18 protein-coding genes, 2 tRNA genes and 1 pseudogene are annotated in these 22313 nt (G+C 75.3%); 13 read left to right on the top strand and 8 right to left on the bottom strand.

Annotation, left to right across the window (positions count from 1 at the left end; translation table 11 throughout):
* Positions 1-64: 64 nt before the first annotated feature.
* Positions 65-871 (bottom strand): GNAT family N-acetyltransferase, encoded by an 807-nt coding sequence (locus tag ACZ7C5_RS26175; protein WP_470323569.1) that lies wholly within the window; start codon positions 869-871, stop codon positions 65-67.
* A gap of 968 nt (positions 872-1839) precedes the next feature.
* Between ACZ7C5_RS26175 and ACZ7C5_RS26170 the strand changes: the two are divergent.
* The 5 genes and pseudogenes from ACZ7C5_RS26170 to ACZ7C5_RS26150 all read left to right on the top strand — a co-directional run.
* Positions 1840-3060, top strand: a pseudogene (locus tag ACZ7C5_RS26170) (helix-turn-helix domain-containing protein); the annotation flags it as partial.
* A gap of 710 nt (positions 3061-3770) precedes the next feature.
* On the top strand, positions 3771-4373 hold the full coding sequence (gene orn / locus ACZ7C5_RS26165) for an oligoribonuclease (RefSeq protein WP_401092079.1): 603 nt from the start codon (positions 3771-3773) through the stop codon (positions 4371-4373).
* 177 nt (positions 4374-4550) lie between these two features.
* A tRNA-His gene (locus ACZ7C5_RS26160) sits at positions 4551-4626 on the top strand.
* 182 nt (positions 4627-4808) lie between these two features.
* Positions 4809-5255, top strand: a complete 447-nt coding sequence (locus ACZ7C5_RS26155) for a DUF4442 domain-containing protein (protein WP_401092080.1) — start codon at positions 4809-4811, stop codon at positions 5253-5255.
* Positions 5256-5365: 110 nt separating this feature from the next.
* A complete protein-coding gene (locus tag ACZ7C5_RS26150) occupies positions 5366-6298 on the top strand; it encodes a hypothetical protein (RefSeq protein WP_470323568.1) in 933 nt (310 codons plus the stop codon).
* A gap of 38 nt (positions 6299-6336) precedes the next feature.
* Here the strand turns inward: ACZ7C5_RS26150 and ACZ7C5_RS26145 are convergent, their stop codons facing one another.
* From ACZ7C5_RS26145 to ACZ7C5_RS26135, 3 genes are all read right to left on the bottom strand, one after another.
* Positions 6337-6795 (bottom strand): GNAT family N-acetyltransferase, encoded by a 459-nt coding sequence (locus ACZ7C5_RS26145; protein ID WP_401092082.1) that lies wholly within the window; start codon positions 6793-6795, stop codon positions 6337-6339.
* A 207-nt stretch (positions 6796-7002) separates the two neighbouring features.
* Entirely contained in the window at positions 7003-7908 is a 906-nt protein-coding gene (locus ACZ7C5_RS26140) for a spermidine synthase (protein WP_401092083.1), read from the bottom strand.
* A gap of 149 nt (positions 7909-8057) precedes the next feature.
* Positions 8058-8573 (bottom strand): hypothetical protein, encoded by a 516-nt coding sequence (locus tag ACZ7C5_RS26135; RefSeq protein WP_470323567.1) that lies wholly within the window; start codon positions 8571-8573, stop codon positions 8058-8060.
* Between the two features lie 261 nt (positions 8574-8834).
* Between ACZ7C5_RS26135 and ACZ7C5_RS26130 the strand changes: the two genes are divergently transcribed.
* Entirely contained in the window at positions 8835-10454 is a 1620-nt protein-coding gene (locus ACZ7C5_RS26130) for a tetratricopeptide repeat protein (protein WP_401092085.1), read from the top strand.
* A gap of 136 nt (positions 10455-10590) precedes the next feature.
* Here the strand turns inward: ACZ7C5_RS26130 and ACZ7C5_RS26125 are convergent, their stop codons facing one another.
* A complete protein-coding gene (locus ACZ7C5_RS26125; RefSeq protein ID WP_401092086.1) occupies positions 10591-11247 on the bottom strand; it encodes a histidine phosphatase family protein in 657 nt (218 codons plus the stop codon).
* 211 nt (positions 11248-11458) lie between these two features.
* On the opposite strand from ACZ7C5_RS26125, the gene ACZ7C5_RS26120 reads away from it, so the two are divergent.
* The 3 genes from ACZ7C5_RS26120 to ACZ7C5_RS26110 are packed head-to-tail and all read left to right on the top strand — an operon-like array spanning position 11459 to position 15686.
* Positions 11459-12703 carry a hypothetical protein gene (locus ACZ7C5_RS26120; protein ID WP_401092087.1) on the top strand — a complete coding sequence of 415 codons (1245 nt, stop codon included), beginning with the start codon at positions 11459-11461 and terminating at the stop codon, positions 12701-12703.
* Complete coding sequence (locus tag ACZ7C5_RS26115; protein ID WP_401092088.1) at positions 12700-14325, top strand: hypothetical protein; 1626 nt, start codon at positions 12700-12702, stop codon at positions 14323-14325. Before ACZ7C5_RS26120 ends, ACZ7C5_RS26115 begins: the two co-directional genes overlap by 4 nt.
* An 8-nt stretch (positions 14326-14333) precedes the next feature.
* The gene (locus ACZ7C5_RS26110; RefSeq protein ID WP_401092133.1) at positions 14334-15686 is read left to right on the top strand and encodes an AAA family ATPase; all 1353 of its coding nucleotides are present in this window, start codon (positions 14334-14336) and stop codon (positions 15684-15686) included.
* A gap of 9 nt (positions 15687-15695) precedes the next feature.
* Here ACZ7C5_RS26110 and ACZ7C5_RS26105 read toward each other — a convergent pair whose 3' ends face one another.
* The gene (locus tag ACZ7C5_RS26105) at positions 15696-16022 is read right to left on the bottom strand and encodes a hypothetical protein (protein ID WP_401092089.1); all 327 of its coding nucleotides are present in this window, start codon (positions 16020-16022) and stop codon (positions 15696-15698) included.
* A 300-nt stretch (positions 16023-16322) separates the two neighbouring features.
* On the opposite strand from ACZ7C5_RS26105, the gene ACZ7C5_RS26100 reads away from it, so the two are divergent.
* The 3 genes from ACZ7C5_RS26100 to ACZ7C5_RS26090 all read left to right on the top strand — a co-directional run bounded on the left by ACZ7C5_RS26100 (position 16323) and on the right by ACZ7C5_RS26090 (position 17570).
* Positions 16323-16676 carry a hypothetical protein gene (locus ACZ7C5_RS26100; protein WP_401092090.1) on the top strand — a complete coding sequence of 118 codons (354 nt, stop codon included), beginning with the start codon at positions 16323-16325 and terminating at the stop codon, positions 16674-16676.
* Between the two features lie 191 nt (positions 16677-16867).
* Complete coding sequence (locus ACZ7C5_RS26095; RefSeq protein ID WP_223245445.1) at positions 16868-17428, top strand: bifunctional DNA primase/polymerase; 561 nt, start codon at positions 16868-16870, stop codon at positions 17426-17428.
* A gap of 68 nt (positions 17429-17496) precedes the next feature.
* A tRNA-Lys gene (locus tag ACZ7C5_RS26090) sits at positions 17497-17570 on the top strand.
* Positions 17571-17713: 143 nt separating this feature from the next.
* Here the strand turns inward: ACZ7C5_RS26090 and pgi are convergent.
* Positions 17714-19375 carry a glucose-6-phosphate isomerase gene (gene pgi / locus ACZ7C5_RS26085; protein WP_401092091.1) on the bottom strand — a complete coding sequence of 554 codons (1662 nt, stop codon included), beginning with the start codon at positions 19373-19375 and terminating at the stop codon, positions 17714-17716.
* A gap of 243 nt (positions 19376-19618) precedes the next feature.
* Entirely contained in the window at positions 19619-21202 is a 1584-nt protein-coding gene (locus ACZ7C5_RS26080) for a Na+/H+ antiporter (protein WP_401092092.1), read from the bottom strand.
* Positions 21203-21365: 163 nt separating this feature from the next.
* Here ACZ7C5_RS26080 and ACZ7C5_RS26075 point away from each other — a divergent pair, with 163 nt between their 5' ends.
* The gene (locus ACZ7C5_RS26075; protein ID WP_401092093.1) at positions 21366-22274 is read left to right on the top strand and encodes an NADP-dependent oxidoreductase; all 909 of its coding nucleotides are present in this window, start codon (positions 21366-21368) and stop codon (positions 22272-22274) included.
* Positions 22275-22313: the final 39 nt, after the last annotated feature.

Raw genomic sequence — 22313 nt, 5'->3', positions numbered from 1 at the left:
CCCGATTCCCCTCCGCCCCAGCCCCGGCTCCCCTTCACCTCGCGCCCCGGCCACCTTGCTCCGGTTACTCCGCCCGCACCACCGACGTACGGGTCCACCAGCAGGTGCGCGCCCGCTCGACGAACCCGAGCTTGCGGTAGAGCGGCTCGCCGAGCGAGGTGGCGACCAGGGTGGCCGGGCGGTCCGGGTGCGCGTGGGCCAGGGCGGTCCGGAGGACGGCGCGGGCCACCCCCCGACCGCGCCAGTCGGGCATGGTGGCGACCCAGTACACGCCGGTGGCCTGACCGTCGTCATAGGTGAGGCAGGTACCGGCCACCGTGCCGTCGACCCGGCCGAGCCACCCCCGCCAGCCGGTGACGTCCAGCAGCTGTTCCGGAAGGGCTTCGCCGCGGACCCAGGGCTGTCGGGCGGGCAGCGGGAAGCCCTCCACTATCGCCCGCTCGACCATGGCGAAGCTCTCGCCGCCTCCGGCCTCATCGACCGTCAGGACGCCACCGCCGTGTGCCTCCGAGACCGCGGGCAGGACGGTGGTCGCGTCCTCGACCGGGCCTGGGTCCCGGACCATCACCGGCATGAGCGGCATCCGCGAGGCCCCGAGGCCGGAGAGGTCGAGGCCGTCGTACGGGTCCTCCACGGTGCAGCGCACGGTCGACCACTCGGCCAGAAGGTCGGCCAACTCCTGCTCCACGACGCCGGGTTCGTCATAGGGGCGGGTCAGCACGATACGGTGCGCGTCGTCGGGGGTGCGGGCGCAGCGGACCGCGGTCAGCCCCGGTCGGGTGCGGGTCTGCCAGCCGTGGACACGGGCCTGGGCGAGCCAGAAGGCGGCGGCGTTGTCGTTGGCCCGTTCGAGCCGGCTGTTGGTGTTCACGGCAGGACCGTAACCCGGCGGTCCGGTTCCCGGTTCTGCCGTCTCCCGCTTGGCCGGATGAAGCCTGGGAGGCGCACGACTTCTCCCTGTGCGCCCCCTCGTGCACCGCCGATTTTCGGTCAATTTCACGCCGGTCCCTCCCGCTTGGGCAAATCCGCAGCCCAGACCAGCCGGCCGGGCGCGCCGGAGCCGGACGCCCCAGGAACGGCCCCGCGACAACCAGCCACCGTTACCCCGGCCCTCTTCCCAGAAAGGTCGACGGGTGCCACGCTTCGTGATCGAATGCATCACGCCAAATTGCCATGTCGACATAGCGTCGGATGGTGAACTTGTCACAACGGCAACGGTCCACCCGATAGATTTCGATCTTGGCCAGCAGTGCCGCACCACCCACACCACACCACCGAGGGGGCTTGAGCGCCTTGAGCAGGGTGAGCAGGAGCGACGCGGGTCCTGACAGCGGCCAGGCGGTGGCCGGCAGCACCGGCCGACCCGCGAGAAGCACCGGCACCTCCGCGATCGCCACCACCCGCGCCCCGGGCGCCGCCTCGCACTCCTCGTACCCCGCGGTGCCCTCCCCCGGGGCGGGCACCGGCGTCGGCCCCGGTGCGGCACCGGCCGCCGAGTACGGTGCCGCGACGCCCTACGGAGGCCAGCCGGCCTTCGGCGGACCGTCCTTCGGAGGGCAGTCCCTCGGCGGACCGCCCATCAGCCGAGGACCCGTCAGTCCCGGCCAGTCCTACGGCGGCGAGCACCCGGGCCATTCCGGCCACCCGGGTTACGGCGGCCACCCCGGCCATGCCGGTCATCCGAACCACCCCGGCCACGCGAGCCATTCCGGCCATCCCGGACACTCCGGCTACCCCGCCGGCCCCCCGGGCCTGAACGGTGTCCCCGGCGGGCCCGTCCCCGGAGCGGGCAGCGGTCCGCTCGGCGGCCTCGCGCTCGGCGCCTCCGGCCACGGCCCGATGGGCCACGGCGGGCCCGGCGCGAACGGCTCCCCGACCCCGGTGACCGCCTCCGCCCCGCGCAAGCTGTCCGGCCGCCGCCGCCGGGAGACCGTCGCGGTCCTGATCTTCGGCGGCGCTCCGATCTTCGAGAGCTCCATCCCGCTCTCGGTCTTCGGCGTGGACCGCCAGGACGCCGGAGTGCCCCGCTACCGCCTGCTGGTCTGCGCCGGCGAGGAGGGCCCGCTGGCCACCACCGGCGGCCTGACCCTCTCCGCCCCGTACGGCCTGGAGGCGCTCGCCCGGGCCGGCACGATCGTCGTCCCCGCCTGGCGCTCGATCTCCCAGCCGCCACCGGTCGAGGCGATCACCGCCCTGCGCAAGGCCCACCACGAGGGCGCGCGGATCATCGGGCTCTGCACCGGCGCCTTCGTCCTGGCCGCCGCCGGCCTGCTCGACGGCCGCCCGGCGACCACCCACTGGATGTACGCGCCGACGCTGGCCAAGCGCTACCCGCGGGTGCACGTCGACCCGCGCGAGCTGTTCGTCGACGACGGCGACGTGCTCACCTCGGCCGGCACCGCCGCCGGGATCGACCTGTGCCTGCACGTGGTGCGCAGCGACCACGGCGCCGAGGCGGCCAACGCGCTGGCCCGCCGCCTGGTGGTGCCCAGCCGTCGCGGCGGCGGAGGACAGGCCCAGTACATCGATCAGTCTTTACCTGAAGAGATCGGCAACGACCCGCTGGCCGAGGTGGTCACCTGGGCGCTGGAGAACCTCAACCAGCAGTTCGACGTCGAGGTGCTGGCGGCTCGCGCCTACATGAGCCGACGCACCTTCGACCGGCGGTTCCGCACGCTCACCGGCAGCGCGCCGTTGCAGTGGCTGATCACCCAGCGGGTGCTCCAGGCGCAGCGGCTGCTGGAGACGTCGGAGCTGTCGGTGGACGATGTCGCGCGCCGTTGCGGGTTCCGTTCGCCGGTGGCGCTGCGCGGGCACTTCCGCCGCCAGCTCGGGGTCTCCCCGGCCGCGTACCGGACCAGCTACCGGGCCCGCCGTCCCGGTCAGCAGCCGACCGCGCCGGCCGGTGCGCTCGGCGACCTGCGGCTGTCCGGAGCACTGCCGCACCCCTCGGCGGGCGCGGTCGCCGCGACGGGCGGACCGCTGTTCGGCGGGGCGCACGGCATGCCGTCGGCGCAACCGTTCCCGGCCGGGCCGGGGGCACAGGTACCGGGCGGCCCGCACGGGCAGCCGGTTCCGCACGGCCAGCACGGCCAGCACGGCCAGCAGATCGGCCACGGGCAGCCGGGAGCGCACGGGCAGCCGGGCGGGTTCGGTCCCGGCCAGGTCGGGACGCCGGCCGGTCAGGCCTTCCACGCCCGCGCCGCCCAGTCGTACCCGCACCAGCAGGCCGCGCAGCAGTCGCACCCCGGGCAGCAGGGTGCGACCGCGCGCGGTCCGGTGCGGCCGCCGGTGATCCCGCCGCAGGCCGGACCGGGCGCGGGGACGGGGCGTCCGCCGCGCACCGCCGAGCACGCGGCGGCGGAGGACGGCCTCCCGCAGCCGGGGGCGCGCGGCCAGGGCCAGGGGCACCGGAGCGCGGTCGAGCGGTCCGCGGACGAGCCGGGTGCGGCCGGACGCGGTCACGGCGCGGGCGCCGGACGGATGCCGGCTCCGGCCGGGCAGCCGGGTTCCGGCCCGGGTGAGCTGCGCGGTCGCCAGGCGCGGGTCCCGCAGGTCCGCGGCCAGACAGGACGGCCCGCGGCCGAGGGCGCCAGGGCGGCGCGCGAGGCCAGGACCGGACGCGACGGCCACCCGGTCAGGACCGGCCGGGAGGGCGAGCTCCCGGACGGCCACGGCTCGCACGACGGGCCGGAGGAGCACCAGGCCGAGGCCCCCCGCTCGGCTCCACCGGTCCCCGCGGCGCGGGATCGCGCCGTAGGGTGAGTTGTGTGAATGACCGTTTGGTATGGATCGACTGTGAGATGACTGGCCTCGACCTCGACCGGGACGCCCTGGTCGAGGTCGCGGTGCTGGTGACGGACTCCGAGCTGAACATCCTCGGCGAGGGCGTGGACGTCATCATCCGGCCGCCGGCGGAGGCGCTGGCGAACATGCCCGAGGTGGTGCGCACGATGCACACCGCCTCCGGGCTGCTGGAGGAGCTGGAGCAGGGCGTGACCCTGGCCGAGGCCGAGGAGCGGGTGCTCGCCTACGTGCGCGAGCACGTGCCGGAGGCCGGGAAGACGCCGCTGTGCGGCAACTCGGTGGCCACCGACCGCGGTTTCCTGGCCCGGGACATGCCCGCCCTGGAGAAGCACCTGCACTACCGGATCGTGGACGTCTCCTCGATCAAGGAGCTGGCCCGCCGCTGGTACCCGAAGGCGTACTACAACAGCCCGCAGAAGGGCGGCAACCACCGGGCGCTCGCCGACATCCGGGAGAGCATCGACGAACTGCGGTACTACCGCGAGGCGGTGTTCGTCCCGCAGCCCGGCCCGGACGCCGACACCGCGCGGACGATCGCCGGGAAGTACCGGGCCCCGGCGAGCTGAGCCCCCTGCGCCACCCCGCGCGCCGACCCGGCACCGCACGCCGGGATCCCGCCGGAGGGCCGGGAGAGGGTGCTCGCGTTCGCCGGAACGAAACCCTGGCGCGAGCACCCTCCCGGATCCTGTAGAGTTCTTCCTGTCGGAACGGGAACGCGGAAGCGGGAACGAGCCGGACAGATGGTGGGTGTAGCTCAGTTGGTAGAGCACCTGGTTGTGGTCCAGGTGGCCGCGGGTTCAAGTCCCGTCACTCACCCCAGAGCCTGAGGGGCCGATCTCTTCAAGAGATCGGCCCCTCAGGCGTTTTCGCGTTCCCTCAGCCTTGTGGAGCCTCAGCTGTCCGCCCCTCACGTCCATGTGCGCCGCCTCACACCCGCGCGACCGGCCGGTTTTCGGCGCACCCCCTGCCACTCGAAGCTACTCACTAGTAACATCGTCGCCATGACCACACCCACGATCGGCCAGATGCTCGACTCCACCGTGCCGATGGCGCACACCCTGAAGCTGGAGTACCTGGAGACCACCGCGGAGCGCGCCGTGCTCCGGCTGCCGGACCAGCCCGCGTACCACAACCACGTCGGCGGCCCGCACGCCGGCGCGATGTTCACGCTGGCCGAGTCCGCCAGCGGCTGCGTCGTGATCGCCGCCTTCGGCGACCAGATGTCCCGGGCCGTGCCGCTCGCCGTGAACGCCGAGATCGCGTACAAGAAGCTCGCGATGGGCGACGTCACCGCCACCGCCGTGCTCGGCCGCCCGGCCGCCGAGGTCGTCGCCGAGCTGGACGCCGGCGGCCGCCCCGAGTTCCCGGTCACCGTCGAGATCACCCGCGCCGACGGCGCCGTCACCGGCGTGATGACGGTCACCTGGACCCTGCGTCCCAACTCCTGACCGCCACGCGGTCGGTGGCCCCGGGAGCAACGGCCCCGGGGCCATCCGTACGATGACCGTCCGTGACGGCGGGCGTGACCTCACCGCCCGGCCGCTCGTTCTCGACTCACGTGCGAGCCAATCACGCGACCAAGCCCCAGGAACCCGCCCCCCGCGGCGTCGCCGGTGCCCGCCGTGGGATCGCCCGGTGGCTGCCCCGCCCCCGCGCCGTCGCGGCCGCCGGGGCCCTGCTCGCACAGCTCTGGGGCTTCGGCGCCCCCGGGGCGTACGCGGCTTCCGCCGACCCGCCGCGCGGCCCCGCCCAGTCCGCCGCCCGCCGCGCGCTGCACGGCGCACCGGCGCTCGGCCGGTCCACCCTCGAGCGGCCGGTGCTCGACGGGATCGCCCTCGACGGGCAGTCAGCCGAACGTCCCCTCGGGTCGGGGCAGTCGGCGGGCGGAACGGCCGAACACTCCCCCGGGCTCCTCGGGGAGCCGGCCGCCGAGGGGCCGGTCGGCGGGGTCTCGGGGGCCGCCGGGGTCACCGGCGCCGTCGGGGCCCTCGGCGACACCCTCCAGGACCGGATCCGGGCCGGCGGACTGCCCCTGCCCGGCCAGCGCGCGGCCGTCCCGGACGCCTTCGCCCTCGCCTCCGGCCTGCTCGGCACCACCCCCGCCCAGGCCGTGCCCGCCGAGACCCGCGCCCCCTCCGTCGGCGAACCCGCCGACCGGCCCAGCGCCGCCCGCCGCCACCCCGGCACCGACCGGCTCGCCGCCGCTCGGCAGCGCGAGGCCGCGGAGGCTCCGCCCGTCCAGGAGGCGGCGTCCACGGCCGCCGCCGAGTCCGGGCCCGCCGGGCCCGAGGGGGCGGCGGCCGCCCCGCCCTCCCCCCTGCCGGGCGGCGGCGGGCCACCGGGGACGGTGGCCATCGCGGACACCGCCACCGTGACCGCCCCGGGTCACGGCTCCGCGACCGCGACCGCCGTCCTCGCCCCCATCGCCGCCGGACTGCTGCTCACCGGGGCGGCCATGTGCAAGCACCGCGGACTGCCGCGCGGACACTGACCGGACCGGACCGGACCGCGCCGGCCCGACCGCCCCGGCTAGGACCTCGCCGGTTCCAGGACCAGCAGCGGGAGTTCGCGCCCCGGGATCGAACCGGACCGGACGCTGCCGATCCGGGTGGCGCCCATCGCCAGGTAGAACGGCTCGGCATTCGGATCGGAGGCGATGGTGAACCGGCGCAGCCCGAGCGCCACGGCTCGGTCCCGGGCCCGCTCGAACAGCGCCCGGCCGACGCCCCTGCCCATCGACGCGGGCTCGACGAAGAGCATGTCCATCGACCCGGTCGGCGGCGTGGCGGAGAGCGAGACGAACCCCAGCACCCGCCCGCCCTCCTCGGCCACCACCGTGGCCGAGCGCTCGATCACGTCGGCGTCCATGGCCAGTTCCTCCCGGCAGGCGGCCATGAACGCCTCGTCGTAACCCCAGTAGGCCTTGGCCCGCAGCGCGAGGTCGGTGAGCAGCGCGGCCTCCTCCGGCCGGGCCGGTCTGATCTCCATGGCGTCCCCCTCGGGTCGGCGGCCGGTCGGTGGCACCATCGTCGGGCGCGATCCGGTCGTCCGGCAACGGTTTCACAGCGGGCGGACGAGCGGTTCCGGGCCGCGAGGGCCTCGAAAGCCGCGAGGACCGCGAGGGCCACGAGGGCGGCTCACGACAACCGCGGCCGGCACCGTCAGCCGGGCAGCACCGTCAGCCGGGCCTCCCGCTCAGCGGAACACCCCCGGCGGTGGTTCCGGGGACGGAGCCGCCGTGGCGTCCGTCGCCGGGGCGGCGCCCGCCGCGAAGTCGGTGAGCGCACGGCCGTGTTCGACCCGGGCGTGGGCGGAGTCGGAGGCGGCCCTGCGGGTGAGGTCGGCGACCGGGAGGGGGGCGTGGGCGGCGGCCAGGACGAGATTGCCGAAGCGCTTGCCGCGCAGCACGGCGGGGTCGGCGATCAGGCACAGCTCGGGGAAGACCGCGCCAAGGGTGGCCACCTGGGAGCGGGCGAAGGGCAGGGCGCCGCCGTCGGCGATGTTCGCGGTGTACCAGCCGCCGGGGGAGAGGGCACGGGCGGCGAGGGTGGTGAACTCGACGGTGGTGCAGTGGGCCGGGGTGCGGGCCCCGGAGAAGACGTCGGTGATCACCAGGTCGACGCTGCCCTCGGGGGTGCGCTCCAGCACGCCGCGGGCGTCCGCGCCGCGCACCTTGATCTGCCAGCCGCGGTCCAACGGCAGTTCGGCGCGCACCAGTTCGGTGAGCGCCGTGTCGATCTCGGCGACCTGCTGGCGGGAGCGCGGCCGGGTCGCGGCGACGTAGCGGGCCAGGGTGAGGGCGCCGCCGCCGAGGTGCAGGACGGTCAGCGGCCGGCCGGGCGGGGCCACCAGGTCGATCAGGTGGCCGAGCCGGCGCTGGTACTCGAAGCCGAGGTGGGTGGGGTCGGCGAGGTCGACCAGGGACTGCGGGGCGCCGTCGATCAGCAGCGACCAGGCCGCGGGGCGGTCGCGGTCGGGTCGCAGCTCGGCGACGCCGGAGCCGACGGGACGGCTGAGCGGGCCCTGGGCGTGGGTACGCCCGGCCTCGCCGGTGGTGGCCGCCGTTTCACTGCCGCGGGCGGCTCTGCTGCTTCGTCCCATGTCGGCCATTATCGCCGCCGCGCGGGGGACGGCCCCGGCGGCGGGGGGACGGCGCCACAGGTCAGCGGGACGGCGCCACGGGTCGGCGGCGTGCCGCGGGGACCCGGCCGGTGGCTCACGGGCCCGGCCGGATCCGCGCGGCACGCCCGCTAGAACGGACCGAGGCCGCCTGCGGTGAGCGTGCAGGCGGCCTCGCAGAGGGCGGAGCGGAGCACCCAGGCGTCGGTGGCGCGCGCGGTGCGGCCGGCACCGGAGGGCGGGATCACCCAGCGCGGGTCGGTGGCGGTGGGCACCAGGGCGCCCGCCGTACAGGAGCTGCCGGGCAGGTGCCAGGTCTCCCAGGTGCCGGCCGGGACGAGGAAGGAGACGGTGCTGTCGTTGCGGCTCTGCAGGACGACTCCGCAGGCGCGGCGCAGTCTGAGGATGTCGACGGCCTCCAGCCCGTGCCGCAGGGCGACGGTCACGGTGTCGCAGGCGGTGACGCGGGTGCCCTCGTCGGGGGTGGTGCGCTCGCGCCGGTGGCCGCCCCAGCGGACGTGTCCGCCCTCGACCGGCCCCCGGCCGGAGGCCCGGTCGTCACCGGGTTCGGGGAGCAGGGCGGGAGACGCGCCGGCGAACACTTCCCCGGGGACGGGGCGGTGCTGCGGCAGTCCGGTGGCCGTCATGAGCCCTCCTGTACCTCGTCGGGTCCGGAAGCACAGCCGCTGGGAGGGGCCGCCGGGCTGGGACGGGCCGGGGCGACGGCATGGGCTTTCCTCGTACCAGCACAACGGAGCGGGCGCGCCGCAGGCCACGGGGCGCCTTACAGCAAGGCATGGCATTTCATGGCAGATATCCCGCAACATGGCCCACTTTGCCCCGACTTGATGGCAATCATCCCGCAAACCGAATGTGGCCGACCGGTGACTCCGAGTACTCTCGGCGCCATGGCAGCCACCCCACCGGCCGAGCCGAACCGACCGTCCCCCAACACCGCGATGCGCGCCCTGCGCGGCGACCGCTCACCCGGGGAGTTCGCCACGGCCGTCCGCAGGGCGGCCCGCGAGATCGGCGAGCACGTGTCCTGCGACGCCCGCTACGTCGGACGGGTCGAGTCCGGTGAGATCCGCTGCCCCAACTACGCCTACGAGCGGGTGTTCCGGCACATGTGGCCGGACCGCACGCTCACCGACCTCGGCTTCGCCCCCAGGACCTCCGTCCGCGGCCGCCCGGCGGGCGGCGGCGGGCGGCCCCAACCGCCTCCGCTCCACCCGACGTTCCCGCCCCTGCCCGCCCCGCGCTCACCACTCTCCACCCAACTCCCGTACGCTGCCTCGCCGTACGCGGATCCAGCCGCTCCGGACGGGCCCCCGTGGCCGAGCCCAGGCACGGTGCCCCGGGGGCCCGATGGATCGCCCTATCTCGACGAGGAGAACGACGACGTGCGTCGCCGTACGTTCCTGGCCGGCGGCACCACCGCGCTGGCCACCGTGATCGGCATCGACCGACCGGCCGCGGCCGCCGGCCGGCCGGCCGGCACCGCCGGCGCCTCCGGTGTACTCGCCGGCCAAGGTGCCCTTCCCGGTGCGGAGTTCACCGCGCCGTCACTGCTCGGCACCGAGCCGGTGGTGCCCGGCCGGCCCGGCCCGGTGGGGCCGCTGCGCCGGGTGGGCGCCGCCGAGGTGCTCCGCGTCGAACAGGCCGTCCGGGAGATCCGGCTGGCCGACGACGCGCACGGCGCGGACGCCCTGTACGAACTCGCCGGGCAGTCGCTGCGCAACGCCTACGTGCTGCTCAACGAGTGTGAGTACAGCACCGAGACGGAACGCCGGCTCCAGGCCGGTGCGGGCGAACTCGCCATCTCGGTGGGCTGGTTGGCGCATGACTCGAACCGGCTCGCGGACGCCCGCTCGTTCTACGCGGAGGCGCTCGCCACTGCCAGGATGGCCGGGGACTCCGCGATGGAGGCGCACGTCTTCTGCAACAGCGCCTTCCTCGCCCGGGACGCCGGCCGGCCGCGCGAGGCGCTGCGCGCCGCCCAGGCCGGGCAGGTCGCCGCCGGGGGGTTGGGCTCCGACCGGCTGATCGCCCTGCTGACCATGCGCGAAGCCGGCGCCTGGGCGCTGCTCCAGGACCGCGCCTCCTGCGAGCGCGCGATCGGCCGGGCCTACACCCTGTTCGACCGCGGCCCCGGCGAGCAGGACCCGGAGTGGATGTCCTTCTTCGGCGAGGCCGAGTTCGCCGGCCTCCAGTCGCAGTGCTGGTCCGCGCTCGGCGACTGGGACCGCGCCAGTGAGCAGGCCGGGCTGGCGATAACGCTCCAGAAGCCGCACTTCGTCCGCAACCGGGTGCTGTACACCGCCGAACTGGCCCACGACCGGCTCGGCCGGGGGGACCTCGCGGGCGCGGCGCACCACGGCTCGGCCGCCGTCGCCCTGTTCGGCGCCGTCCGCTCGGCCCGGATCCGGTCCATGCTCGCGGACACCGCCGGGCGGCTGCGCCCGCACGTCACGGTGCCCGAGGTGCGCCGCTTCCTGACCGAGTACGACCGGGCGTCCGCCGCCTGAGCACGCTCCGGGAGACACCGGCGAGGCCCGGCGAGGCCCCGCGGGGCGCCGCGGAGACACCGGCGAGGCTCCGCGCACACCCCGGGGAAGCCGTCCGACGAGCCGGGTCGACGGGCCGGGGGCGACGGGCCGGGGATCAGTGCCCGGCGGTCAGCCCCTCCAGGTGGGACAGGTCGTTCCAGACCTCCACCGCGGGGGCGCCGTACTCCCAGGACAGCACGCAGAGCGCGGCCGTACCGAGCTTGAACCGCTGGGCGAACTCGGGCGGCAGGCCCAGCCAGCGGGCGGTCAGGATGCGCAGCAGGTGGCCGTGCGCGAAGAGGATCACGTCCCGGTCGGCGCAGTGCATCACGGTGGTGTCCGGCTCCGGGACGCCGTGCTCCTCGTTGAGGCCGGCGAGGAAGGCGTCCACCCGGGCGGCCACCTCGGAGAGCTTCTCGCCGCCGGGCACGCCGTCGCGCCAGATCAGCCAGCCGGGCTGGTCGGTGGCCCGGATGTCCGAGCCGGTGCGGCCCTCGTACCGGCCGTAGTCCCACTCCATCAGCTCCGGGCGCTCCACCGCGCGGTCGCCGAAGCCGGCCAGCTCGCAGGTCTCCCTGGCCCGGCCGAGCGGGCTGGTGTAGACGAGCGCGTCCGGCAGCCCGTTCCAGGGGGCCTTGGCGAGACGGGCGCCGAGGGCCCGGGCCATCGCGCGGCCCTCCTCGGTCAGCGGGATGTCGGTGCGGCCGGTGTGGCGGCCGGTGGCGGACCACTCGGTCTCGCCGTGGCGGACCAGCACGATTCGGGCGGGCATGGGGGCTCCTCGCGACAGGGCGGTCAACGGTCGGTCTCACCATTGAGCACCGGGCTCCATGATCCCCCACCCGGGTGCCCGCCACGATCGCGGGGCCGCGGACCCGGGGCGGCCCACGGCCCGCGCGGCGTCGGGTCAGGGCCGCCGGCGCGTCGTCCGGTGGCCGGTCCGCACCGCGCTGTCGGACCGGGATGCGAGACTGGGCCGCACCATGAACGTCTCGACGAACGTCCCGCCCGGCGGGTCCGCTGAGCCGCTCGCCCAGCGGCTCGCGGAGCTGCGCGGACCGGCCCCGCAGCGCAGTCTGAACGCCCGCTCCCTCGCCGCGCTCGCCGCCAATCCGGGCTGCCGGCGCCGCGCCGTGCTCGACGCGGCCGGGGTGGACAAGTCCGCGCTGGCCGCCCGGCTCGGCCGCCCCGCCCCCTTCGGTCAGTCCCCGTTCGCCATCGCCCGCGGCGTGATCTTCGAGTCCCGGCTGAAGGCGGACGGCTACGCCCCCCTGCTGGAACCGCTCCGCCACCACCTGGGCGTCCCGGCGGACGGCCACGCCCCGCTCCTGGTCCCCGACCTGCTGCACCGCTCCGGCCCGGCCGTGCGGGCCGACCGGACCGTCGAGGCGCTGGCCCTGGCCGCCGCGGAGCCGGAGGCCTGGACGCTGCTGGACCACCCGATGCTGCGCCTGGAGGTGGCCGGCAGCACGGCCTACCTGGAACCGGACGCGCTGGTGGTGCACGGCGGGCGGTGCACCGTGGTCGAGATCAAGTCCTTCCCGGTGCTGGACGGCAGCGCCGACCCGGCGAAGGTCGGCGCCGCCGCCCGGCAGGCCGCGGTCTACGTGCTGGCGCTCCAGCGGGCCGCCGCCGCGGCGGCCGGGCAGCCGCTCGCCGAGGACCCGTACACCGAGCAGCGGCTGCCGGGCAGCCCGCGCACCAGCGTGCTGCTGGTCTGCCCGAAGGACTTCGGCAACCGGCCGACCGCGGTCGCCGTGGACGTCCGCCGCGAACTGGCCACCACCCGCCGCCAGCTGAGCCGGATGACCGGCATCGGCCCGCTGCTGGAGGCGCTGCCGCCGACCGCCGACTTCGACCTGGCCACCGACGAGGACGGCGCTCCGGCCAGGACCGCCGAACAGCTCACCGCCTCGGTCGAGACGGTGCCCGCCGCGTACAGCCCGGACTGCCTCTCCACCTGCGAACTCGGCTTCCACTGCCGCGCCCGGGCCCGCTGCGACGACCGGGTCGAACAGCTCGGCCGGGGCGTGCGCGGCGAGCTGGGCAGCATCCGCACGGTCGCCGGGGCGCTGGCCGCCGCCGGTACGAAGAGCGGCGACCTGGACGGCGCGGACGACGCCACCGAGCGGCTGGCCTACGCGGCCGCCCTGCGGGCCGAGGCCCTCGGGGCGGCGGCCCTGGGCGCCGGCCCCCTGACGGCGCGGGCCCCGGGAGCGGGCGCATGAGCCTGCTCACCACCCTCGCCCGGCTGGAGGCCGTCCGCAGCGGCCGGGCCGAGCCGCTGGCCACCGTCCGGCACCGGCACCTGTCCGACCGGCCGATGGTGCTGGTCCCGCTGACCGCCGCCGGCGAGTCCGGCGCGCCGCTCGCGGTGATGCTCGGCACCGACCGGGATTCGCCCCGGCTGCACCTGGTGCCGCAACCGCTCAACCGCACCCTGCGGTTCGACTTCCTGGCCGAGCTGGCCGCCGACCTGCTGCCCTACCTGGAGTCCTACGCCGAGGACGTCGAGCAGATCGAGGGCTCCGAGAAGGACCCGGAGACCGGCGAGAAGACCCAGGTGTTCCGCGAGCTGTGCGCGGACGCCCCGCAGCTGGTCGTGCCGAACGGCGCGGGTGTGCACCACCTCGCCCTGATCGGCCGCTCGACCCGCTTCCGCCGCACCGTCGAGGACGAGGAGCCCGGCCCCTACCCGGCGCCGGTCCGGGTGCCGCTGCTCGGCCGCTGGCTGACCCACCTCACCGACCGCGCCCAGGTGCCGGGCTCCTCCCTGCTGCTGCCGATGACCGGCCTGCTGGCCAGGCACTGGGCGACCGGCCAGAGCCACCTGGAGGACCAGCACCTGGCGGCCAGGCTGGCCTGGCACCGCCCGCCGGACGGCCTGTCCGGCGCGCAGGCGGCCGAGCTGGCCGAGTCCGCCCGGGATGACCGGGGGCAGTTGCTGCACCCGCCGGCCGGCCCGGCCACCGACCCCCGCTTCGACGAGTTCGTGCTCGCCCCGGCGATCGCCCGCTACGACTCCGCCGTGGGCGCCCTGCAGCACAGCACCGAGCAGGACGACGAGGCCGCCGCCGGGCGCGCCAGGGCGGCGGTACGGGCCTCGGTCACCGCGCTGGAGGAGGCGCTGACGGCCGTCCTGCTGCCCACCTGGCAGGACGTCTGGCAGGGCCTGGACCTGCTGCGCGCGCTGCCGCCGGCCGGCCACCTGGCGGAGCGCTGGACCGGCGACCGCTGGTCCTACACCGGCCACCGGGACCGGCTGGCGGCCGGCGAGCCGCCGCAGCCCCGGCAGGACGACGCCGTCACCGCCGCCCGCAAGCTCGCCCAGCGCGAGCGCGAGCAGACCCGCCTCGACGTCCAGGAGGCGCTGGACGACCCGCTGGCGATGGCCGAGCACCGGCTGGCCGGCGAGGCGTTCAGCGGCGTGGTGACGGAGGTGGTGCCGGACTGGGACACCACCGGCCGCTCCCCCAAGCCGCGCCCGCTGGTCACCCTGCGGACCGTCGACCGCCCGCACGCGGACCTCGGCCGGGAGGTGCACCGGGTCTGGGGGTCCCCCCGGCCGGAGGCCGGAGGAGGCCCTGCCGCGCAGAAGGCCGAGATCGTCGCGGTGGACACCGCCGAGGGCACCCTCACCCTGCGGGTGCTCTCCGGCATGGGCCGCAGGAAGGAGCCGGAGCCCGGCAGCCTGCCCGAGCCCGGCGAGACGGTCACCTTCACCCTGTTCGAGCTGACGGTGCGGCAGTCCGCTCCGCTGCCGGAGCCCGACGACACCCCCTGGACCCACGGCGGTCCGCCCGGCGCCGCGCCCGTGCCCGCCCCGACCGTCTCCGAGGAGTGGGAGTGAACCGTCCCATGACCCCCGAGCAGGCCCCGGGCGCGGCCGCCGACGCCGCGGTGGCCCGGATCCTCGCGGCCACCGTCCGTCCGCCGGCCGGCGCCCCGCGCGGTGTGGTGGTGGACTCCCCGCCCGGCGCGGGGAAGTCCACGCTCGTGGTGCGGGCCGCGCGTGAGCTGGTCGAGGCCGGCGAGCGGCTGATGATCGTCGCCCAGACCAACGGCCAGGTGGACGACCTGGTCGGCCGACTGGCCGAGAAGGCGCCGGAGTTGACGATCGGCCGGCTGCACGCCGCGGATTCGAGGCCGGGCCCCGAGGTGCTGAAGCACGCCAACGTCACGCCCTCCGACAAGGTCGCCGACCTGGTCGGGCACGACGTGGTGGTCTCCACCTCGGCCAAGTGGCAGTGGGTGCGGACCGAGGCCCCGTGGCGGCACGCGATCGTCGACGAGGCGTACCAGATGCGCTCGGACGCCCTGCTCGCGGTGGCCCGGCTGTTCGAGCGGGCGCTGTTCGTCGGGGACCCCGGCCAGCTGGACCCGTTCACCGTGGTCGGCACCGAGCAGTGGGCCGGTCTGTCGTACGACCCGTCCGGCAGCGCGGTGGTCACCATGCTGGCGCACAACCCGGAGATCGAGCCGCACCGGCTGCCGGTCTCCTGGCGGCTGCCGGCCAGCGCCGCGCCGCTGATCTCCCGGGCCTTCTACCCGTACACGCCGTTCCGCTCGGGCACCGGCCCCGGGGACCGCCGGCTGACCGCCGCCGTGCGTCCCGACGGCTCGGCCCTGGACGCGGTGATCGACCGGGCCGCCGAGCACGGCTGGGCCCTGCTGGAACTGCCCGCCCGGCACACCGTACGGACCGACCCGCAGGCCGTGGCGGCGGTCGCGGCCACCGTCCGCCGACTGCTGGAGCGCGGGCTGACCGCGAGCTCCGAGCAGGGCGAGGCGCCGCTCACCGCGGACCGGATCGCCGTCGGCACCGCCCACCGGGACCAGGCGGCGGCGGTGCGCGCGGCACTGCTCAAGGAGGGCGTGCCGGTGGACGGCACCGCCGGCCCGGCCGTCACGGTGGACACCGCCAACCGCCTCCAGGGCCGCGAGTACGACGTCACCGTGGTGCTGCACCCGCTGTCGGGACGCCCCGACGCGACCGCCTTCCACCTGGAGACCGGCCGGCTCTGCGTGCTCGCCTCCCGGCACCGGCACGCCTGCATCGTGGTGGCCAGGGCGGGGATCGCCGGGCTGCTGGACGAGCACCCCTCGACCGAGCCGGTCCAGCTGGGCGTCCCGGTGACCTTTCCGGACGGCTGGGAGGCCAACCACCAGGTGCTGCACCACCTGAGCGGCCACCGGGTCCACCTGCGGTAGCGGCCGGGGTCAGTCCTCGGTCTCGCAGACCGCGAAGGCCGCCACGGAACCCCGCTCCACCTCCGCGCTCCACCCGCGCGCGTCGTCGGTGGGGCCGCTGGCGCGCACCGGGCCGTCCGCGTCCGGCTGGAGCCGGTAGCCGCCGCCGGTCAGGTGGGTGCCGGGCGGGCAGGTCGCCGTCGAGACGCCGCCGGGGCCGCTCGGCTCCCCGGCCACCACCAGCGCCGTCTCGGCGGCCACCGCGGCCGGGGCGACGGAGGCGGCGGCCGCGAGCAGGACGCCCAGCACGGACAGGACGGACAGGGCGAGGGCCGTGCGGCCCCTTCTCACACGCATGGGGGTTCTCCCGTTTCGCTGGGTGCCCGCGTCCGGCCGGCGGCCCACGGACCGGAGCGATCCACGGACCGGAGGGGCCCACCGGCCGGAGCGGCCGGTACACCGGGACAACCGGTTCGCACCCGCCCCGGAAGCGCGGCGCCCGAGGCGCACGCCCGGCGCACATCCGGGAATAGCGCCCGCGTGCGCACCGTTCCGCTACCGGCCACCGCCGCGAGACAATGGACGGCGGCCACGACCGGGCGGCGCAGCCCGGAGCAGGTTCCGCCCACCCCACCCGAAACCCGGAGGTGTCCGTCCATGCCCGACTCCCCAGAGTCGTCCGAGCCCCCCAGGCGCCTGCGTCCGGTGCAGCTGCTGTTCGAACCGCAGTCCGCCGAACCCGAGCCGGAACGATTCTTCGACCTGGAGTCGATCGAGGACCCGGCGGAGCTGCTGCGCCGCTCCACGGAACTGGCCCTGGCCTTCCGGGCCGCCGCCGAACGGGCGACGGACTTCCAGGCGGTCGCCGCCGCCCAGCTGGCCGACCCACGCCGCTTCGACGCGCTCTCGGACACCGAGGTCGCGCAGCGGGCGGACTGGACCCCGGACTACGCCGCCAAGATGATCGAGTACGGCCGCACCCTGCTTCAGCCGCGCAGGCACGAGGACTGATCCCCCGCGCGCCGTCGCCGGACCGGGCCTCTGGCATATGCACGGCGGGGAAGGGTACGCCGTTCCCCGCCGCCCTGTCCGGCGAACCGCGCTTTCCGTCCCGCCCCGGGCGCGGGCCGCACAGGCTGCTCTCCGTGGAGATCTGGACACAGCAGTCGATGACACGACAACCGGTGACGCGGCAGCCGGTGATGTACCCGTCGGTGATGTCCCCGTCGGTGGAACACGTCAGCGCGGCCGGGGAGGCCTGGCTCGCCTCCGCCAGCGAGTACCCGCGCAGCATGCGCGCCCTGTGGGAGAGCCGCCCCTGGGCCCCCTCGGTGCTGCCCTGCGGTCGTGCCTTCGACGTGATCAGCATGCCGGCGCTGTTCGGCCGCCGGGTGCTGGACGAGCTGTGGGTCTCGGGACCCGGCTGCGGACCGGCCGCGAGCCACCGGGGGCGGATCCTGCTGTTCGTCCAGCCGGGCGCGGCGCCCCGGCTGCGCCGGCTGCTGGCCTGGGAGGAGTGGGCCAGGGACGTGCCGCCGCTGCTGTGCCACGGCAGGGGCGACGCGGTGACCGTGCCGCCCCTGCAACGGATGGTGAACAGCCCGGACTCCCCCGGGCGGGGCGCCGGCCGGTGGATCGTCGCGCCGGAGCAGCGGGAGCCCCGGCTGCCCGGCGCCGCGGTGGTGCTGTGGGCCTGTGTCCGGGCGGCGCGCGAGCCGGGTGCGGCGGCTGTCGCCGGGCCTGCCGTCGTGACCGGCGGGTGAACGCGGGGCGGCCGGTATTCGATTTTGGCCCGGCCGCGGGGCGCTGCTAGAGTCTTCTCTGTCAGCAGGCGCCGCTAGCTCAGTTGGTTAGAGCAGCTGACTCTTAATCAGCGGGTCCGGGGTTCGAGTCCCTGGCGGCGCACAGACAGCCGGAAGGCCCTTCGCGAGAGCGAGGGGCCTTCCGGCGTTTCGGCGTCCGACCACGCGTCCGACCACCCGGCGGACGCCCGCACGGCGGCCGGCAGGGCCAGGGCCGCCCGCCGGAGCGAGCGGCCCGGCCCCGGCTCAGCGGCCGCGCAGCGCCCGGTAGCGGGCGACCAGCTCGGCGGTGGAGCTGTCCAGCCGCTCGGTGCCCTCGCCGGTGAGCAGCACCGGCTCGATCCGCTTCGCGAGCACCTTGCCCAGCTCGACGCCCCACTGGTCGAAGGAGTCGATGTTCCAGACCGCGCCCTGGACGAACACCTTGTGCTCGTAGAGCGCGACCAGCTGGCCGAGCACCGAGGGGGTCAGCTCGCCGGCCAGGATGGTGGTGGTCGGGTGGTTGCCCTTGAAGGTCTTGTGCGGGACGAGCTCGGCGGGCACGCCCTCGGCCGCGACCTCCTCCGGGGTCTTGCCGAAGGCCAGTGCCTGGGTCTGCGCGAAGAAGTTGGCCAGCAGCAGGTCGTGCTGGGCGACCAGGCCGGGCAGCAGGTCGGCGACGGGCCTGGCGAAGCCGATGAAGTCGGCCGGGATCACCTTGGTGCCCTGGTGCAGCAGCTGGTAGTAGGCGTGCTGGCCGTTGGTGCCGGGGGTGCCCCAGACCACCGGGCCGGTCTGCCAGTCCACCGGGGTGCCGTCCCTGGTCACCGACTTGCCGTTGGACTCCATGTCCAGCTGCTGGAGGTAGGCGGTGAACTTGGACAGGTAGTGCGAGTAGGGCAGCACCGCGTGCGCCTGGGCGTCGAAGAACGCGCCGTACCAGACGCCCAGCAGGCCGAGCAGCAGCGGGACGTTCTGCTCCGCCGGGGCGGTGCGGAAGTGCTCGTCGACCAGGTGGAAGCCGTCCAGCATCTCCCGGAAGGCGTCCGGGCCGATGGCGATCATCAGCGAGAGGCCGATCGCCGAGTCGAAGGAGTAGCGGCCGCCCACCCAGTCCCAGAACTCGAACATGTTGGCGGTGTCGATGCCGAAGTCCTGCACGCCCTGGGCGTTGGTGGACAGCGCGACGAAGTGCTTGGCCACCGCGTCGGTGTCGGCGCGCAGCCCGGTGAGCAGCCAGTTGCGAGCGGAGACCGCGTTGGTGATGGTCTCGATGGTGGTGAAGGTCTTCGACGCGACGATGAACAGCGTCTCGGCCGGGTCGAGGTCGCGGACCGCCTCGTGCAGGTCGGCGCCGTCCACGTTGGAGACGAAGCGGACGTCGAGGTCGCGCTCGGCGTACGAGCGGAGCACCTCGTAGGCCATCGCCGGGCCGAGGTCGGAGCCGCCGATGCCGATGTTGACGACGGTGCGGATCCGCTTGCCGGTGTGGCCCTTCCACTCGCCGCTGCGGACCCGGTCGGCGAAGGCGGCCATCCTGTCGAGGACGGCGTGCACGGCGGGCACCACGTTCTCGCCGTCGACCTCGACCACGGCGCCGCGCGGGGCGCGCAGCGCGGTGTGCAGGACCGCCCGGTGCTCGGTGTTGTTGATCTTCTCGCCGCGGAACATCGCGTCCCGCAGCTCGGCGACGCCGGTGGCGGCGGCCAGCTCGCGCAGCAGCTCCAGCGTCTCGTCGGTGACCAGGTGCTTGGCGTAGTCCACGTGCAGGTCGCCGACCTGGAGCGTGTGACGGCGGCCGCGCTCCGGGTCGGCGGCGAACAGCTCGCGCAGGTGGGTGTCGCCCAGTTCGGCGCGGTGCTTGGCCAGGGCGGCCCACTGCGGGGTGCGGTCCAGCGGGGTGCGGGCGTCGGCGCGGGTCTCCGACATCGGTGGGTCCTCGATTCATCTGGGTGCAGAAACCGGCAGGGCCAGGCGTGAGGGCCAGGCCGTGGCGGCCTGGATGCGAGGTCGTGCGGGTACTCGTGGTGCGCCGACTCCGTTGACGGCCTGCCCGGGTTCAGCCTATGCAACCCCGGAGCCGGTCGCGCACATTCCGCCCGGCGGTCCTGCGGCCGGGTGTGTTCCGCTCCCGCGGGGCGGACGCCCCGCCCCGCGGGAGCGGACGCCCCGTCACTTCCGTTCGGAGCGCAGGTCGAGGCCGCGCAGCACCTCGTCGACCATCTCGGGATCGGCGCCGAGTTCGCTGCGGGCGGAGAGCATCTCGCGCCGGGAGGCGGCGATCATCTCCTGCTCGACGTCCCTGGCGGCCCGCCACTGGGCCATCCGCAGCTTGGCCTCGGCGGCCTCCTCCTCGGCGTAGTTCTCCGGGCAGAGCCTGGCCAGCCGGTCGTGCTGACGGTCCCGCAGGCGGTCGGCGACCTCCGCGGGCAGCCGGTCCTGTTCCTCCAGCTCGCCGAGCCGCTTCAGCCCGGCCTTGGCGGCCCGCCACCAGAGCTGCCGCACGGCCTGCTCGTGCTGGTCCTGGTCGATGTCCAGCTCGAACCGCTTGGCCAGCCAGGGCAGCGTCAGGCCCTGGACGAGCAGGGTGAACAGCACCACGCTGAAGGCGATGAAGACCAGCCGGCCGCGCTCGGGGAAGTCCTCGCCGGAGTGCAGGGTGAGCGGGATGGCGAGCGCCAGGGCGACGGTGGCCACGCCGCGCATGCCGGACCACCAGAGGATCACGCTCTCCTTCCAGCTGAACGGGGTGTCCTCCTCGTCGTTGGAGCGCAGCTTCTTCGACAGCCAGCCGGCCGGCAGCAGCCAGAGCAGCCGGACCCCGACGACCACCGCGATGACCACGGCGGCGTCGCCGATGAAGCCGGTCCAGCCGCTGCCTGCCTCCTTGAGCACGGTGGCCAGCTCCAGGCCGATCAGGCCGAAGGCGACCCCGGTGATCAGGATCTCGACCACCTCCCAGAAGGCGTTGCCGACGAGCCGGTAGGCGACGGCGTCCGCGTCGGAGGCCCGCTCGGCGAGGTAGAGCGCGCAGACCACGACGGCGAGCACGCCGGAGCCGTGGATCTCCTCGGCGAGGGTGTACGCGGCGAAGGGCACCAGCAGGTTGAGCGCGACCTGCTGGGTCGGGTCGTCCAGGCGCTCGGCGAGCTTGGTGTTGACCCAGCCGAGCGCGACGCCGACCACCACGGCCAGCACCGCGGACAGGACGAAGCGCAGCACCGCGTCGCCGGCCGAGAAGTCGCCGCTGACCATGGCCTCGATGGACAGCGAGTAGATGACGATCGCGGTGACGTCGTTGAACAGCCCTTCGCTCTCCAGGATCGCCACCAGGCGGCGGGGCAGCCCGACGCTGCCGGCCACCGCGACGGCGGCCACCGGGTCGGGCGGGGAGACCAGTGCGCCGACCGCGATGGCGGCGGCGAGCGGCAGGGTGGGCAGCAGCCAGTGCACGGTGCCGGCCACGGCGACCGTGGTGACCGCGACCAGGGCGACCGCCAGCAGCAGGATCGAGCGGGCGTTGGCCTTGAAGTAGCGCACCGAGGAGCGTCTGGCCACCGCGAAGATCAGCGGCGGCAGGACCAGCGGGAGGATCAGCTCGGGCTCGATGCTGACGTCCGGGATCTGCGGGACGAGTGCCATGACGATGCCGAGCAGGGTCATCAGCACCGGTTGTGGTACTCCGGTCTTCCGCCCGAGCGGCATGGTCACCACGGAGGCGAGCAGCACCAGGAAGAACAGGGGCAGCTGGCCCACGGGGAGGTTCCTCTCGACGATCGACGGACGGCTGAGCGCCGCCCAGGATAAATCTGACAATGCGCCCATCAGTATCGACACGCTGAACAAAAGCTTGACCTCAAGCGCACTTCACATCCGATGATCGTAGAAGTCGAAGTGTCGAGGAGGGGTGGGGACAGGCATGAAGGCGGTCACCGTGACGGGGAACGGCGGTCCCGAGGTGCTGCGGGTCACCGAGGTGCCCGACCCGGAGCCCGGGCCGGGCGAGGTGCGGGTCCGGGTGTACGCGGCGGGAGTGCAGCCGGTGGACCTGGCGATCCGCGAGGGGTTCCGTCCACCGGGGATGGCGGTCGAGCCGCCGTTCGTCCTCGGCACCGAGTTCGCCGGGGTGGTGGACGCCCTCGGTCCTGACGCCGGCGACTGGCGGGTCGGGGACGAGGTGCTGGGCTTCCGGACGCTGGGCTGCCAGGCCGACCGGGTCACGGTGGACGCCGGCCGGCTGGTGGCCAAGCCCGCCGGGATGCCCTGGGAGCAGGCCGGCTCGCTCTCCGCCTCCGGCCAGACCGCTCACCTGGCGCTCACCGGGCTGGGCGTCGGCCCGGGCGACACGGTGCTGGTGCACGGCGCCTCGGGCGGGGTCGGCACGGTCGCCGTCCAGCTGGCCCGGACCTGGGGCGCCACGGTCGTCGGCACCGCGAGCGAGCGCAACCACGGGTACCTGCGCGAGCTGGGCGCGGTGCCGGTCGCGTACGGCGAGGGGCTGGTCGAGCGGGTCCTGGCGGCGGCGCCGCAGGGGGTGACCGCGGCCTTCGACGCCGCCGGGCGGGGCGCCCTGGAGGCCTCCGTCGAGCTGGTCGCCGACCGGGACCGGATCGTCACCGTGGTCGACTACCCGGGCGCCGAGCGACTGGGCGTCCGGGGCCTGCGGGGCGAGCGGACGGCCGCGCGGCTGGCCGAGCTGGTGAAGCTGTGGGAGACCGGCGGGCTGCGGCTGGAGGTCGAGGAGGCGCTCCCGATGGGGCGGGTCGCCGAGGCCCACCGGCTGGTCGGCGCCGGGCACGTCCGGGGCAAGGTGGTGCTGGTCATGTGAGCCGGCCGGGCTCCGCGCTCCGGCCCGATTGTGAGTTTC

Source organism: Kitasatospora sp. NPDC036993, assembly GCF_055607525.1.
Note: the sequence above shows the minus strand (reverse complement) of the source record. Positions and strands in the feature narration are given on the sequence as shown.